The organism is Peptoniphilus sp. (assembly GCF_022767005.1).
In the GTDB taxonomy this organism is placed as follows: Bacteria; Bacillota; Clostridia; order Tissierellales; family Peptoniphilaceae; genus Peptoniphilus_A.
This window is the reverse complement of sequence record NZ_JALEOV010000060.1, coordinates 1-15,611: the sequence shown is the minus strand read 5'-3', so window position 1 is coordinate 15,611 and position 15,611 is coordinate 1. Positions and strand designations below refer to the sequence as shown.

At 31.9% G+C, this 15,611-nt stretch carries 15 protein-coding genes; 14 read left to right on the top strand and 1 reads right to left on the bottom strand.

From position 1 onward, the window contains the following. The 10 genes from MR285_RS04900 to MR285_RS04855 form a co-directional block, all read left to right on the top strand. A partial coding sequence (locus MR285_RS04900) for an ABC transporter ATP-binding protein (protein ID WP_293558600.1) occupies positions 1–573 on the top strand: 573 nt, incomplete at its 5' end. Between the two features lie 7 nt (positions 574–580). Beyond that, positions 581–4,582, top strand: a complete 4,002-nt coding sequence (locus MR285_RS04895) for an FtsX-like permease family protein (protein WP_293558598.1) — start codon at positions 581–583, stop codon at positions 4,580–4,582. Positions 4,583–4,683: 101 nt separating this feature from the next. Then, on the top strand, positions 4,684–5,694 hold the full coding sequence (locus MR285_RS04890) for an aminomethyltransferase family protein (RefSeq protein ID WP_293558596.1): 1,011 nt from the start codon (positions 4,684–4,686) through the stop codon (positions 5,692–5,694). Between the two features lie 203 nt (positions 5,695–5,897). After that, positions 5,898–6,821, top strand: a complete 924-nt coding sequence (locus MR285_RS04885) for a substrate-binding domain-containing protein (protein WP_293558594.1) — start codon at positions 5,898–5,900, stop codon at positions 6,819–6,821. A 13-nt stretch (positions 6,822–6,834) separates the two neighbouring features. Beyond that, a complete protein-coding gene (gene pstC / locus MR285_RS04880) occupies positions 6,835–7,752 on the top strand; it encodes a phosphate ABC transporter permease subunit PstC (RefSeq protein WP_293558592.1) in 918 nt (305 codons plus the stop codon). Beyond that, a complete protein-coding gene (gene pstA / locus MR285_RS04875) occupies positions 7,745–8,626 on the top strand; it encodes a phosphate ABC transporter permease PstA (RefSeq protein ID WP_293558590.1) in 882 nt (293 codons plus the stop codon). The genes pstC and pstA overlap by 8 nt, the downstream gene beginning before the upstream one ends. Further along, complete coding sequence (pstB, locus tag MR285_RS04870; protein WP_293558588.1) at positions 8,626–9,381, top strand: phosphate ABC transporter ATP-binding protein PstB; 756 nt, start codon at positions 8,626–8,628, stop codon at positions 9,379–9,381. The genes pstA and pstB overlap by 1 nt, the downstream gene beginning before the upstream one ends. Continuing rightward, positions 9,381–10,010 carry a phosphate signaling complex protein PhoU gene (phoU, locus tag MR285_RS04865; protein ID WP_293558586.1) on the top strand — a complete coding sequence of 210 codons (630 nt, stop codon included), beginning with the start codon at positions 9,381–9,383 and terminating at the stop codon, positions 10,008–10,010. The genes pstB and phoU overlap by 1 nt, the downstream gene beginning before the upstream one ends. 4 nt (positions 10,011–10,014) lie before the next feature. Continuing rightward, a complete protein-coding gene (locus tag MR285_RS04860; RefSeq protein ID WP_293558584.1) occupies positions 10,015–10,695 on the top strand; it encodes a response regulator transcription factor in 681 nt (226 codons plus the stop codon). Position 10,696: 1 nt separating this feature from the next. Continuing rightward, positions 10,697–12,379: an ATP-binding protein gene (locus MR285_RS04855; RefSeq protein ID WP_293558582.1), complete on the top strand. Its 1,683-nt coding sequence runs from the start codon at positions 10,697–10,699 to the stop codon at positions 12,377–12,379. Positions 12,380–12,499: 120 nt separating this feature from the next. Here MR285_RS04855 and MR285_RS04850 read toward each other — a convergent pair whose 3' ends face one another. Then, the gene (locus MR285_RS04850) at positions 12,500–13,021 is read right to left on the bottom strand and encodes a DUF4364 family protein (protein WP_293558580.1); all 522 of its coding nucleotides are present in this window, start codon (positions 13,019–13,021) and stop codon (positions 12,500–12,502) included. A gap of 97 nt (positions 13,022–13,118) precedes the next feature. Here MR285_RS04850 and hpt point away from each other — a divergent pair, with 97 nt between their 5' ends. The 4 genes from hpt to MR285_RS04830 all read left to right on the top strand — a co-directional run. Next, positions 13,119–13,646, top strand: a complete 528-nt coding sequence (gene hpt, locus MR285_RS04845) for a hypoxanthine phosphoribosyltransferase (protein WP_293558578.1) — start codon at positions 13,119–13,121, stop codon at positions 13,644–13,646. Continuing rightward, a complete protein-coding gene (locus tag MR285_RS04840) occupies positions 13,633–14,547 on the top strand; it encodes a type II CAAX endopeptidase family protein (RefSeq protein ID WP_293558576.1) in 915 nt (304 codons plus the stop codon). Before hpt ends, MR285_RS04840 begins: the two co-directional genes overlap by 14 nt. Positions 14,548–14,558: 11 nt before the next feature. Continuing rightward, entirely contained in the window at positions 14,559–15,296 is a 738-nt protein-coding gene (locus tag MR285_RS04835) for a Sir2 family NAD-dependent protein deacetylase (protein WP_293558574.1), read from the top strand. Further along, on the top strand, positions 15,293–15,611 hold a 319-nt coding region (locus tag MR285_RS04830), incomplete at its 3' end, for a class I SAM-dependent methyltransferase (protein WP_293558572.1). The genes MR285_RS04835 and MR285_RS04830, both read left to right, overlap by 4 nt.

Sequence of the window (15,611 nt, the reverse complement as noted above, 5' to 3'; positions counted from 1 at the left end):
GCTGGAAAATCAACTTTTTTAAATATTTTAGGTGGAATGGACACTGCTTCAAGCGGTGAACTTTTAGTTGATGGCAAAAATATTGCAAATTACAACGAAAGAGAACTTACAACTTATAGAAGATACGATATGGGTTTTGTTTTTCAATTTTATAATCTCATTCCAAATCTTACTGCACTGGAAAATGTTGAGCTTGCGACACAAATTGTAAAGCACGCAAAAGATCCTGTTGAGGTTTTAAAATCTGTGGGTCTTGGCGAAAGAATGGATAATTTTCCATCGCAATTATCTGGTGGCGAACAACAAAGAGTTTCAATCGCAAGGGCAATTGCAAAAAACCCTAAATTACTTCTTTGTGATGAGCCGACAGGTGCTCTTGACTATAATACAGGCAAGCAAATTTTAAAATTATTGCAAGATTTAACTAGGACAACAGATACAACAGTGGTTTTAATTACTCACAATTCTGCGATAAAAAATAGTGCCGATAGATTAATTGAAATTGCTGATGCAAAGGTGAAAGATGTTTTCATCAATGAAAATCCTAAAGATATTATGGAAATAGAATGGTAGGTGCAGCGTGAAAGCTCGCGATAAAGATAATTTTAGAGAGATAAAAAATTCTCTTCCAAGATTTATTTCAATTTTAATAATTGTCTTTTTAGGTGTTTTTGTATTAATTGGACTAATTTCTACGGGAAAAGTTATGCGAAACACAATTGATGACAAGATAAAAAAATTAAATCAAGAGGACATAAAAATTTCTGTACCCATAGGTCTTGAATACAAAGATAGAGAAATTATTGAAGGAGAAGATGACATTTCAGAACTTGAATATGGCTACGATAAAGATGTTTTTTTGGAGGGGGACTCTATTGTCATCAAAGTTTTAAATATGCCCTATGAAATTTCTAAACCTGAAATTGTTGAGGGAAGAAACATAAAAAATCCTGACGAAATTGTCCTCGATTTGAGAATGAAAAGGGAAGGTAAAAAGATTGGTGACATTATTTCTTTCCAAGAAGATAATGATGATGATAAAGATAATGATTTAAAGAGGCTTAGCTACAAGATTGTTGGTTTTGCAAATTCATTGGATTTCATTCAAGATGAAAAAGGGACTTATTCTGAAAGAGGATATGGAAAAATTTCCTATTTTGCCTATATTGATGACGGAAATTTCTCAGGTGAACCAACCCTTGCAAAATTAAAATTTTTGGGGACAGAAGGTCTAATGACTTCCGACAAAGATTATGTGGAATACATGGACAAAAAGACTCGGGAAATAAAAATTGATCTTAAAAACAGACCTAAAGAGAGATTTCTTTCTATTCAAAATGAAATTTCTGGAAAGATAAATGATGCTGAAGATAAAATTTCAGATACAGAGGAAAAGCTAACTGATGCAAAGGATAAACTTGTAAAGGGTCGTAGTGATCTCAACAAAGGGAAAGAGGATTATAAGGAAGGTCTTGACAAGTACAATAAAGAAAAAACTGACGCAGAGTCTGAAATTTCAAAAAATAGAAATAAATTATATAAAGCATCTGTGGAAATTGATGATGGAGAGAGAAAACTTATTGACGGTTATGAAAAGTTAAGTGAAGGAAAGAAAAAACTTAATGACGCAAAAAGTGAGTTAAATTCTGGACAAAAAGAACTTGTAGAAGGTAAGGAAAAATACCAAAAGGGACTTGGCGAAGCAGAAGCTTCAGAAAAGGCTTTAAAGCAAGGTGAAGATCAACTTATTGAAGGCAGAAAAAAGTTAGATGATGGTTGGCAAAAAATTGAAGAATCAAAAGCTAAGCTCTCTGAAGGTATAAAAAAATATGAAGATGGCGAAAAAGAATACGACAGCGGAAAATTACAACTTGACGCTGGAAAGGCAAAGCTTGTAAAAGAAATGGGTGCAAGTTCTTATGAAGATGCCGTTGAAAAGATTTATGCCATTGATAAAATTTTAGATAGTGCAGAAGAAATTTTAAGCAAACTTCCTACAATCGAAGATGAAATAGCAAGCACAAAGGAACAAATTAACCAAGTAGATGCAGGAATTTCAAAAATTGATGACGAAATTGCTAATATAAACTTAAAACTTCAAGATCCGAATTTGTCAGAAGATGAAAAGGCAAAACTTAGTGCTGAATTTGCAGGATTAAATGCGCAAAAGAATAGACTTCAAAAAAATAAAGATGATTTAAGTAAAAAATTAGAATTTTTAAACAATTCTAAGAAAGAAATAGATAATGCACTTGAAGAAATAAATAAAAAAGTTCCAGGTGGAATTTCTGGAAATTTAAATGATTTAAAAGCTAAAGTAAAAGAAGGTAAAGCAGGAATTCAGCAAATTGACGAAAACGAAAAAAAATTAGTATCGGCGAGAGCAACCTTAGATGCCAGCAAGAAACAAATTGAAGAAGGTAAAAAACAACTTGAAGAAGGAATTGCTGAAGCAGAAAAGGGCGAAGAAGAATTTGCGAAAAATAAAGAGGAAATAGAAAAAAATAAAAAGAAATTACAGGACGCAAAACTTGAATTAGCAAAAGCAAAAAATAAATTAGATGAGTCCGAGGAAAAATTAAATAAAGGCAATGCTGACTACGAAAGAGGAAAAAGAGAACTCAATGAAAAAGAGAGTGAATATCTTGAAGGCAGAGAAAAACTTTCAAGAGCAAAAGAAAAATATTTATCTGGCACTGATGAATTAAAAAGAGGAGAAGAAAGGCTAGATAAGGAGCTAAAAAGCGGAAAAAATAAATTAGATGATGCCAAGGGAAAACTCTATAAAGCAGAGAAAGACTTGAAAAAGGGCGAAAGTGAATACAATGATAAATCCAAAGAAGCAGAAGGGAAAATTTCTGATGCAAGGGGAAAAATTGCCGATGGAAGAAAATATTTGAGCCTAATAAAGCAACCTAGATACAGAATCACACCTAGACATTTGTCTGGCGACATCAACACTTATATAGACTATGCAAAAAGAGTTGACGGGCTTTCCTTTATCTTTCCAATATTTTTCTTTGCAATAGCGCTATTAGTTTGTTTTACAACAATGACTAGAATGGTGGACGAAAATCGAGTTGTAATTGGAGCATACAAGGCATTGGGTTACGCAAATAGAGAAATTGGGCGAAAATTTTTCTTGTATGGATCACTTGCATCAATAATTGGCGGAACCTTAGGTGCTATAAGTGGATCTTATATTTTAACTTATATTATTGGAAATGCTTACTCCACAAAGACAATTTTTGAGAACCATTTGATAATAAATGTATTTCCACTAAAAATAATATTTGCCATTGCTATTGGATTTTTATTTACAACTGTTGCGGCAGTAATTACAGTTAATAAAAATTTAGAGGAAAAAACAGCTTATCTTCTAAGAAGCAAAGCACCTTCAAAGGGAAATAGAATTTTAATAGAAAGAATTCCCTTTATTTGGAACAATTTGAGTTTCTTATCAAAAGTAACTGCAAGAAATTTATTTTTGTCGAAAAAGAGAATGTTTATGACAGTAGTCGGCGTCATGGGTTGTGCAGCATTACTTGTACTTGGCTTTGGACTTTCAGAATCTGTTAAAAATGTAGAAAAATTACAGTTTAAAGACATTTTAAAATACGATATCTCGGTTTTATACGACAGCAAATTTGACGAAGAATCCTATAAAAATTATAGAAAGAGTATCGAAGATAAAAATTTAGCTTACACAAAGACTTATGAAGAATTATTCACCATGGATTATGATGAGATAGACCAAAATGTAAATGTAATTGTGCCAAGTGATAATGAAAAGTTTAAAGACTATATATCTCTAAGGGATAAAGACAGTGGAGAAGAACTTGATCTTTCAAAGAGAGGTGCAATAATCACAGAAAAACTTTCTAAACTTAAAAAGATAAAAGTTGGAGATCCTTTAAAGCTTCGTGATGTATATGGAAATGAATTTGAAGTAGAAGTTTCAGGCATCACAGAATTCTACATTGGACATAATGTATACATGAACAAAGATTATTTTGAAAAGGTAACAGGGTCAGAATTTGTTCCAAATACAGATTTAATAAAGTTGCCAAAAAATTTTGATAAAGATAAATTTACAAAAACTACAATAGAAAATAAATCTGTTTTTAACATCACAGATGTTGACGACATGAAGGATATATTAAACCAATTTTTATATTCAATAACAAAAGTTGAATTAATAATATTAATTGTAACTACAATTTTGGAAGTAGTAGTTCTCTATAATCTAACAAATATAAACATCGAAGAGAGAATAAGAGAAGTTTCAACTATAAAAGTTTTAGGATTTTATCCAAAAGAGACAACAGCATATATTTACAAGGAAACTTATATCCTTGCAATAATTGGAATATTAATAGGGCTTGTGGTTGGTAAAATTTTACACTACTCTGTGTTACAAATAGTTGTGCCTTTTATGGCAATGCTGCCAGAAAAATTGACTGCAAAACCCTTTATACTGGCGGGAATAATAACAGTATCTGTAAACACAGTTATAATGATAATATTCCATTTTAGAATAAAAAAGATAAATGCAATAGATGCATTAAAATCAAACGAATAAAGAAACCGAAGTTTAAAGACTTCGGTTTTTGTTTTTAAAAAAATTTTGAGGGTATATTAGGGATGAAGACTATTGTTATAAAGTGTTAAAGGAATGATATTATGAAAGGTAATGAACTAAAAAGAAAAGAACATGAAGCCGTAAGATGTGGTGTTGGTTATTATGATTTCACTCACCAAATTTTAGATGTCAAGGGTAAAGATGCAGCAACTTTTTTAGACAAAGTTTTTGTAAACGACATAAAAAATATGAAAAAAGGACACGCACTTTATACTACAATGCTAAATGAAGAAGGGAAAATCATTGACGATGTAATAGTTTTTAGATTGGAAGAAGACAAATATTTGATTTCGACTCTTTATATTGACAAGATGATTAAATGGTTCGACAAATTTAAAGATGGGTGCGACTTTGATTACAAGGATATTACTTCAAGAGTTACAATGTTTGCTATTCAAGGACCAAAGTCAAGAGATCTTGTAAATAAAATTGTTGATGAAGACATTTCTAATTTAAAATTCTTTACTATCGAAGATAATTCTGTTGGCGACTTAGACATTATGGTTGCAAGGGCAGGTTTTACTGGTGAACTGGGATACGAACTTTATGTTGAAAGTGGCAAGAAAGAAAAGCTAGAAGAAAAAATTAAAGAATGTGGCAAAGAGTTTGGGCTTATTAATATTACAACGGATGTAATTATTGGAAGTTTGCCAGGAGAAAAGGGATATGTACTAATGAGCGACCTTGAAGGTACAAATCCACTTGAAGTTGGGTATGACTGGACAGTTCATTGGGACAGTGACTTTATTGGAAAAGATGCACTTCTTAAAGAAAAAGATAATGTAAAAAGGGATTTGTTAGGCTTTGAACTTTTTGAGGAAGGCGAAGTTGAGGCAGGGGATGCAGTTATACTAGATGGTCGAGAAATTGGAAAAGTTACAAAATTTACCTATGGCTACACAGTTGAAAAGTTCATTGGCTACTGCTTAATTGAAAAAGAATGTGCAATAGAAGGTAAAGAAGTTGAAATTAAAACTAAAGATGGCGATATAAAAGCAAAATTATGCGACAGGATTTTCTACGACAAAGAAAATAAAAGAGTAAGAGGATAAAATTTGGAGTCAGTTATCTGGCTCCTTTTTATTTCATCTTTAAGCAACAATGGCGATCTATATCTAAACTTTACATAGTTTCACTAATATTTCACAGCTTGTAAAAGATTTTACACAAAATTTACAATAGCAATCTTTCAAATTTACAATATTTTTCTATAATGGCAACGAAAGTAAAAATTATATTTGAAAGGAAGATAATAATGGAAATTAAAAAAATTGGCAAGGTTGGAATGATTCTTGCATTGGCAGCGTCTTTAGTTGCTTGTGGGGGAAACAAGAAGGAAGAAGCAGCTAATACTCCTAAAGAAAATGCTAAACAAGAAGAAGAGGGATCTAATGCGGCTGATCTTGGAACTATTAATGTAATTTCAAGAGAGCAAGGTTCAGGTACTAGATCTGCTTTTACAGAATTAACTGGTGTTCTTGTTAAAGATGGCGACAAAGAAGTTGACAACACTTATGCTGAAGCAGCAGTTCAATCTTCTACTGATGCAGTTCTTACAACTGTACAAAATGATAAGGCATCTATTGGCTATATTTCTCTTGGTTCTTTAAATGATACTGTTAAGGCAGTTAAAGTTGAAGGTGTTGAAGCTACTCCTGAAAATATAAAATCTGGAAGTTATAAACTTTCTAGACCATTTAATGTTGCTTACAAAGCTGACGTAGATGCAAAAGATAAAGACTTAATCACATTCATTATGTCAGATGAGGGACAAAAGATTTGTGAAGAAGAAGGTTATGTTGGAGATGCAAAAGGCGCTAAATACGAAGCAATTGACAATGATGCACATATTACAATTGCTGGTTCTACTTCAGTTTCTCCTCTAATGGAAAAACTTGCTGAAGCTTATAAAGCTAAAAACCCTAAGGTTCAAATTGACATTCAGTCTAATGGTTCTTCTGCTGGTATGACTGCAGCAATGGAAGGTACAGCACAACTTGGAATGGCTTCTAGAGAACTTAAAGATGAAGAAAAGAAGGCTCTTGAATTTACAGTAATCGCAAGAGATGGTATTGCAGTAATTGTTAATAAGGAAAATAGTTGCGAAAATCTAACAGTGGATCAACTTCAAAAAATCTTTACTGGTCAATTAACGGAATGGGCTGAAGCAGCTAAATAATTAGGTACAAGGAATGAATAGAATGGAAGATACTAATAAAAAAGTACTCCATAAAGAAAACCAAAGAAAAGCATTCACTAAGGAAGAGGTATTTAAATACTTCTTCCTAGTTTGTTCTGTATTGTCAATTTTCTTTTTGTTATTGATATGTATATTTATCTTCAAAGACTCTCTTGGTTTTATTGGAAAAATTGGAGTAGGAAAATTTATCCTTAATGACAGTTGGGCACCAATGAATGTGCCAGCAAGTTATGGAATTCTACCTATGATAATTGGTTCTATAATGATCACTGCTTTATCATGTATTGCAGCAGTTCCAGTTTCAATTATGGTAGCTTGTTATTTGGCATTTGATTGTCCAAAAAATATTTATAGAATTTTAAAGCCTGCACTAAACTTAATGACAGGTATACCTTCAATTGTATATGGTTTTTTTGCCTTAACAGTTATAGTGCCAATTAATAGATCGCTTTTTGGTGGTACAGGCATGAATATGTTATCTGCATCAATATTGCTTCTAATTATGGTTTTGCCAACAATAATATCTATGGCAGAAGCATCTCTAAGAACTGTTCCACAATCTTTTTATCAGGGCTCACTTTCTCTTGGTGCAACTCACGATGAAACTATTACAAGAGTAATGATACCTGCTGCAAAATCTGGTATTTTTGCTGGAATAATTTTAGGGGTTGGTCGTGCAATTGGCGAAACAATGGCAGTAATATTAGTTGCAGGAAATCAAACTAGATTGACCTTAAATCCTCTAAAGGGAATTAGAACTATGACGACTAACATAGTGCTTGAAATGGCTTATGCAGCTGGAGAACACAGACAAGCTCTTATCGCAACTGCAGCTGTACTTTTTATTTTTATTTTGATTATCAATATTGGATTTTTTATAGTAAAGAGTAGGAGCGAAAACAATGGTTAAATATATTACAGTAGGCATATTATTATTTTTTGTCGCTCTAGTTTTTGGACTTCATTTCATAAAGGGATTATCTTTTTATAGGATAACTACTAGACTTTTCTCAGGAATGACTTTTGCAATTTTAGTTTTTATCGTTGCATTTGTAGTTTTTAAAGGAGCACTTTCCTTTAGACCAGATATGCTTTCGCTAAATTATACTTCAGAAAATGTATCCATGGGACCTGCGATTATCACAACACTTCTTACAGTTGTCCTTGCAATATTATTTGCATCACCAATTGGAATTTTTACTGCAATATTTTTAGTTGAATACACAGATGTTGAAAACAAACTTGTTAAGGCAATTAGACTTGCAACAGAAACTCTAGCAGGTATTCCGTCAATTGTATATGGGTTATTTGGTATGCTATTCTTTGGTCTAAAGTTAAAGATGGGCTTTTCAGTAATTTCTGGTGTATTGACAGTATCTATTATGATTCTTCCAATTATAATGAGAGCCACAGAAGAAGCACTAAAATCAGTTCACCCGTCAATTAGACAAGGTTCTTTTGCACTTGGAGCAGGTAAACTTAGAACAATTTTTAAAGTTGTACTACCAGTTGCTATCCCAGGAATTTTATCTGGAATAATTTTATCTATTGGACGTGTAGTTGGTGAAACAGCTGCACTTATGTATACACTAGGTACAGCAACATCACTTCCAACATCACTTAAATCATCTTCAAGGACATTAGCTTTACACATGTATGTGCTTTCATCTGAAGGTAAACATGTTGGGGAAGCTTATGCAACGGGAATGGTGCTTTTGTTACTTGTTCTTTTAATCAACTGGTCTTCTACTAAGCTTGCAGAAAAACTAAAGGAGGTAGAATAATGCAATCAAAGATGAATGTCAAGGATCTCGATTTATATTATGGAGATTTTAAAGCACTTCACAATATAAATTTAGAAATAAGGGAAAATGAAATTTTATCATTTATTGGACCTTCTGGCTGTGGTAAGTCAACACTATTAAAATGTTTAAATAGAATGAATGACCTAGTAGTAGGTTGTAGAATAGACGGAGATATAACTTTAGATGGCGAAGATATTTACGCCAAGAATTACGATGTAAACAAACTTAGAAAAAGGGTGGGAATGGTATTTCAACAGCCAAACCCCTTTCCAATGAGCATTTACGAAAATATCGCCTATGGTCCAAAGACTCATGGCATAAAAAATAAAGCTGAGTTAGATGAAATTGTGGAGTCATCGCTTAAACAAGCAGCAATTTGGGATGAAGTAAAGGATGATTTAAAAAAGTCTGCACTTTCAATTTCCGGAGGGCAACAACAAAGACTTTGCATTGCAAGAGCAATAGCAGTAAATCCTGAAGTAATTTTAATGGACGAACCAACATCTGCTCTTGACCCAATTTCTACAGGAAAAATTGAAGATTTAGCACAAGAATTAAAGGAGCAGTACACAATAGTTATGGTTACTCACAATATGCAACAAGCTTCAAGAATTTCTGACAAGACAGCATTTTTCCTTCACGGAATAATTGTTGAATATGGAAACACAATTGACATATTTACAAATCCAAGGGAAGAAAAAACAGAATTATATGTAACAGGAAGGTTCGGCTAATGAGAAAGAAATTTGATGAAGAGTTAAGACATTTAAATAATTTACTTCTAGAAATGGCAATGCTAAATGAAACTGCAATTAAAAAATCAATTTCATTATTAGATAAAAAAGACGAAGCTATTGCAGAAGAAGTTTCAAATTATGAAGAAAGAACTGATGTCTATGAAGGCATTATTCAAAAACAATGTTTAAAAATTTTCGTTGAACAACAACCAGCAGCAAGTGATCTTAGAAGAGTATCTTCTGCCTTAAAAATGATTACCGACATGGAAAGAATTGGCGATAATGCTAGGGACATCGCAGAAATTTGTATGATGTTACCCGATGACTATGCTTTAAACAAATTTCCTCTAGTAAAACAAATGGCAGAAGCGACTATTACACTTTTAAATAAGTCCATAGATTCCTTTGTAAACATGGATATTGATTCTGCAAATAAAATTGACGACGAAGATGATGTTGTAGATAATTATTTTGTGATGATAAGAGATGAATTAATTGATATAATTAAATCAGATTTTGATCCCGCAGCTGCAATTGATATTATAATGATTGCAAAATACCTAGAGAGAATATCAGATCACGCTGTAAATATTGCTAAGTGGGTAATATTTTCTATAAAAGGATGATTTAATGTTAATTTATGTAGTAGAAGATGATACATCGATTTTAAAATTAATTGAATATTCATTGAGAAGCAAGGGTTACGATGTCTACTGCTTTGAAAATGGCAATGATTTTTTTGAAAAGCTTAGTGAAAAAAAACCGGATATTGTGCTTCTTGACATAATGCTTCCAGATATTGATGGAACAGAAATTTTAACTAAGCTAAAGGAAAAAGACGACACTAAAAATATTTGGGTAATGATGATTACAGCAAAGACTTCTGAGTACGATATTATTTCAGCACTAGATGGTGGTGCTGACGATTATATTAAAAAGCCTTTTTCTGTAATGGAACTTTTATCAAGAGTTGGTGCCATAGCTAGACGTGTAGGCACTTCTGAAAAAGATAAAAATATTTTAGAATTTAACGGCATTGTCATGAATAATTTAAAGAGAACTGTTACAATTGACGGCGAGCAAGTGGATTTTACTTTTAAAGAATATGAACTTTTAAAATACTTGATTTTAAATAAGGAAATAGTCATCTCTCGTGAAAAACTTCTAACTTATATCTGGGGTTACGATTATGAAGGCGAAACAAGAACTGTGGATATGCACATAAAACTTCTCCGCGATAAATTACAGGAAAAAAGAAATTATATAAAGACAATTAGAGGCGTGGGCTATATGCTTTCAACGAAGGATTGACATGAAAAATAGATTTTTTAGATATTTACTTGGAATATCGCTTCTTACGCTTTTTCTCTCAACTATTACTTCAATGTTTATCTATTATTCTGTCTATGTAGATAGATCAAACAAAGACCTTTCAAATATAGTCATCACCATGGGCGAAACTTTAAATAAAATTGATGATGACGAAAATTATCTAGTTGACGTGGCGAAAAAGAAAAGAGATTTTAGAATTACTTTAATAAAAGATGATGGAAATGTAGTTTACGATTCAGCTGAAGATGCAAAGTTTCTTCCTACGCACAAGGATAGACCAGAAGTTATCAAGGCACAAAAAGATGGCTTTGCACAAATTGAAAGATTTTCAACGACTCTTTCCAAGGATGTTTATTATGTAAGCTTAAAACTTGAAGACGGAAGTATTTTAAGAGTGTCAAGAGAGATGGAAAACCTCCTTGGCACCTTTACAAAAGTTCTTCCCATAGATATTTTAATGTCGCTTCTTGTATTTGGGGTTGCAATAGTAGTTTCAGGTAGACTTACGAAAAAAACCTTTGAACCTTTAAATAATTTAAATGAGGATTTACTTACAATTGACACAAATAAATTTCCAGAGATAAGTCCCTTTATTCAAAAAATTAATAAGCAAAACAAGACTATAAAGGAGAATTTCAAGGAGATTAGTCGAGAAAGGGACACCATTGAAACCATTTTGAAAAATATGAAAGAGTCGCTTATTATAATCGATGAAAATAAAAACTTGCTCTCTGTAAACAATTCTGCGAGGGAACTTTTTAATTCAAAAAGAAAACTCATTGGAGAAAATATTTTAAATTTAATAAGAGATGATGATCTATTAAAATTAATTGACGACGCCTTAAAGGGTTCTAGTGTAGAATCTGTTACTAATATTGGAGATAGGGAATTTAAATTTTATGTCAATCCAGTATTTGAAGACAAAAAAGTTAGAGGCGTGGTAATTTTATTTATCGATGAAACTGAAGAGATTAGAGCATTAAGATTAAGAGAAGAATTTTCATCTAATGTAAGTCATGAGCTGAAGACACCACTTACATCAATATGTGGCTTTTCAGAACTTTTAGTGAATGGAATGGTAGACGACGACAACAAGGAAGAGTTTTACAAATTAATTTATGACGATTCAAAAAGACTTTTAAATTTAATCGAAGACATTATGAAAATTTCTGGGATTGAAACCGCAGAATCTTTCTCTCGTGAAGAGATAAAATTGAAGAATCTTATAAGTGACATTTTAAGAGCTCAAAGAAATTTAATTGACGAGAAAAATATTACAGTTACTTTAGAAGGCGATGGGCTTGTATTTGAAAACAAAACTATGATGTGGGAACTCTTTGCAAACATTATAAATAATGGGCTAAAATACAATAAAGATGGCGGAAAGCTTGACATAAAAATCACTGAGGATGAAAAAAATCAAGAAATTTTTATTACAGACACAGGCATAGGCATCCCATCAAAGGATCTAGCAAGAATTTTTGAAAGATTTTATCGCGTAGATAAATCAAGGTCTAGAAAAATTGGCGGGACAGGTCTTGGACTTTCCATAGTAAAGCATGTTTTGCAATCCATTGACGGAAAGCTAGAGATAAGTTCAAAACTTGGAATTGGAACTCAATTCAAAGTAATTTTAAAAAAAGATAGAATAGAAAATAAATAAAATAATAAACTTTAATAACTCCTAAAGACTGGCTCAATGAGGCAGTCTTTTTTATAGAAATATTTGTTGGAGATTTAATATACAATAGATATTATAGAGCCTAAAAAGAACATTGCGGTTCTAATTCTTATCTTCTGTCAATAATTTTAATATTTCAGAATAAATATTTTCTGCATTCTTTTTAAAGTTTGCAGATATTTTTTTTGCCATTAATAAATCGGCTACTTCAATTTTTAAATCTAAGACATCAATTTCATCGTCTTTGATATTTAGATGGGCATAACTTGTGCCATTTTCTTCATAAATTTCTGATGTTATTGAATTTTGAAGTAGCAATTCATGGCGATATTTTTTCATTTTTTCGTCTAAAAACTTTATATTTTCCTTTGGGATTTTCTCGTAAAAAATATTTAGAGTCTTAACGCCATCATCAGATAGATAATATTTTTTATCTCCATCAAAGAGGACTAAGCCCGTTGATTCCAATTCCTTTAAATACTGTTTGAAGTAAAAGTAATTAAAGAGTTCAATATCTAATACAAAATAGCTAAGGTCATTTTCCTTTAGTTTGTGGTTGAAGTTATCTATTATGTATAGAATTAATAATTTATTTAATGCAAGTTCAAAAGAACTTTTTTTCATAAAATCACCTTCTCTTAAATTATACCAGAGATATTGTGATAATGGCAATTAAAGATGAATTTTTGCCATTTTTTGATATAATGTAAGTGGAGGAATTATGGAAAGACAAATATTATTTTCTCGCGAAGAGATAAGAGAAAAAGTAAAAAGCCTTGGCAAAAAAATTAGTGCCGACTTCGATGACGATTTCGTAGTCATTTCTCTTTTGAGAGGAAGCTTTATTTTTGCGGCAGATTTAGTTAGAGAGATTGATAAATTAGTTGAAATAGATTTTCTAACAACTTCAAGTTATGGACATAGTGAAAGTTATAGCGGAGAAGTGAGGTTTTTGACAGATTTACGCACAAATATTGAGAACAGAAATGTTTTAGTTGTAGACGATATTTTAGACACTGGAAACACTCTTTACGCAGTAAAAGAAAAACTTTTGACTTACAATCCAAAGAGTTTAAAAACTTGCGTGCTTTTAGATAAGCCTTCAAGACGAGAAGCAGATGTGAGTGCTGACTATGTTGGTTTTGAAATAGAAGATATTTTTATAGTTGGTTATGGTTTAAACTATGGCGATTATTATAGAAATGTGCCATATATCTATACTTATAAGGAAAAAAATGAGAAATTTTAAAAAGAAAAATCTAAATGTCATGAGCGTCAACACATTGACTCTAGTGCTGGCAATTATTTTCTTAACAGTTGGTTTTAATATTCAGGAAAAACTTAGCTTTTGGGGAACATTTATTACGGAAATTTTTATAATTTTACTTCCTGCAATTTTAATTTCTTCTACGGGAGATATTAGAGAAGTTTTAAAGATTAAAAAAATTTCTTTTGAAAGCATTTTAAAGACAATTTTACTTGTAATTTTGGCATACCCTGTCATTCTTCTATTAAATGGAATTTTTTTGTCGCTTTTATCAAATTTTATTGAGTACAAAAATTTTCCCATGGAGATAATGTTACAAAATGTTCCAATTTTTAATTATTTAATATTTATGTGTCTTGTGCCGGCGATTTGCGAAGAAGTTTTCTTCAGAGGTACCCTTACAAATGCCTATAATGTCTATGGCGAGAGGTTTGCCATAATTGTATCAGCTTTAGTTTTTGCACTATTTCACTTTGACATACAAAATTTTATTGCACCTTTCTTGTTGGGACTTTTGTTTTCAAGTTTAATTGAAGTTACAGGCTCAATTATTCCTGCAATATTGGCTCACTTTGTCAATAATGTAATTGCAGTTTTGACTGCTAGATATGTCAACGAAAGACTTTTTGAATTTTTGAGAAAGACGAAATTATCTCGCGAGATTGGTTCTCTTGAGCTTTTAATAATTATTATATTAATTGTAATTTCAATTTTTTCAGTAATTTTAATTAGGTATATTTTAAAAAGTTTAAAGGAAGAAAATAATAAGGACAAAGAAATAAAAATTAGATATAGAGATGTGGAAGGCATTGATTTATTTAACTTTGTGCCAATAATTGCCCTTGTTATTTTGTATTTCATTTATCACTACATTGTTTTTTAGGAGGTAGGATTATGGATAAAATAAAAGAAGCAGCTGATTTAATTTTAAAATCAAAAAAAGTTTTTGCACTAACTGGTGCAGGAATTTCTACCGACTCAGGCATCCCTGATTTTAGATCTTCCACAGGATCTTATTCAAAAATGGATCCAGCCCTTGCACTTTCAAAGGACAGATTGTTAAACTATCCAGAAATTTTTTATAAGGAAGGTTACAAAATTTTGGAAGACTTAAACGACCAAGAGCCAAATGGCGGCCATAAAGCTCTTGCAAAATTAGAAAAATTGGGATATTTATCGGGGATTATCACGCAAAATATAGACAACCTTCACGCAAAGGCTGGCTCAAAAAATATTTACGAAGTTCACGGCGAAACTCGTGGCACACATTGCATGAAATGTGGCAAAGAATATCCCTTTGCAGTAATGCGTGAAAAAGTGGAAAAAGGAGAAATACCACCTAAATGCGACGAATGCGGCGGTACAATTAGACCGAATGTAGTTATGTTTGGCGATATGATGCCCGATGACTTTGAAAGGGGAGCAAGGGAGCTTGACAACACTGACACGCTAATAGTTGTTGGTTCATCCCTTACAGTTTCTCCAGTAAATTTCTTGCCAAATTATGTTGACCACTTGATTATAATAAATAATGATCCAACGCCAATGGATCGCCAAGCAGATGTAGTCATTCACGAAAATTCTACAATTGTTTTACAAGAAATTTTAAAGGAGATTGAAAGCAGAAAATGATGTACAAAGATTTCGCATATTTTTACGACAAGCTCATGTACGATCTAGACTATGAAAAAATCTATAAATTTATCAAAGAGGTTCTAGGGGAAAAGTCTCTAGAACCTGTGTTAGTTTTAGAAATGGCTTGTGGAACAGGTGCCCTTACAGAGAAAATCATAAGGGATTACAAGGTTCATGCCTTTGACTTATCAGAAGATATGCTTAGCCTATGCGAAAATAAAATAAGAAACAAAAATTTAAAATTATTTAAACAAAATATGGCGGATTTTTTGGCACCCTCAAATTATGATGCAATATTTTCCGTTGGCGACA

Excerpts from the sequence above, each read along its gene's own strand:
- MR285_RS04860 (WP_293558584.1), top strand. The coding sequence starts at position 10,015 with ATGTTAATTTATGTAGTAGAAGATGATACATCGATTTTAAAATTAATT.
- MR285_RS04835 (WP_293558574.1), top strand. The coding sequence starts at position 14,559 with ATGGATAAAATAAAAGAAGCAGCTGATTTAATTTTAAAATCAAAAAAA.
- pstA (WP_293558590.1), top strand. The coding sequence starts at position 7,745 with ATGGTTAAATATATTACAGTAGGCATATTATTATTTTTTGTCGCTCTA.
- MR285_RS04850 (WP_293558580.1), bottom strand. The coding sequence starts at position 13,021 with ATGAAAAAAAGTTCTTTTGAACTTGCATTAAATAAATTATTAATTCTA.
- MR285_RS04840 (WP_293558576.1), top strand. The coding sequence starts at position 13,633 with ATGAGAAATTTTAAAAAGAAAAATCTAAATGTCATGAGCGTCAACACA.
- MR285_RS04890 (WP_293558596.1), top strand. The coding sequence starts at position 4,684 with ATGAAAGGTAATGAACTAAAAAGAAAAGAACATGAAGCCGTAAGATGT.
- pstC (WP_293558592.1), top strand. The coding sequence starts at position 6,835 with ATGAATAGAATGGAAGATACTAATAAAAAAGTACTCCATAAAGAAAAC.
- MR285_RS04885 (WP_293558594.1), top strand. The coding sequence starts at position 5,898 with ATGGAAATTAAAAAAATTGGCAAGGTTGGAATGATTCTTGCATTGGCA.
- phoU (WP_293558586.1), top strand. The coding sequence starts at position 9,381 with ATGAGAAAGAAATTTGATGAAGAGTTAAGACATTTAAATAATTTACTT.
- MR285_RS04855 (WP_293558582.1), top strand. The coding sequence starts at position 10,697 with ATGAAAAATAGATTTTTTAGATATTTACTTGGAATATCGCTTCTTACG.
- pstB (WP_293558588.1), top strand. The coding sequence starts at position 8,626 with ATGCAATCAAAGATGAATGTCAAGGATCTCGATTTATATTATGGAGAT.
- hpt (WP_293558578.1), top strand. The coding sequence starts at position 13,119 with ATGGAAAGACAAATATTATTTTCTCGCGAAGAGATAAGAGAAAAAGTA.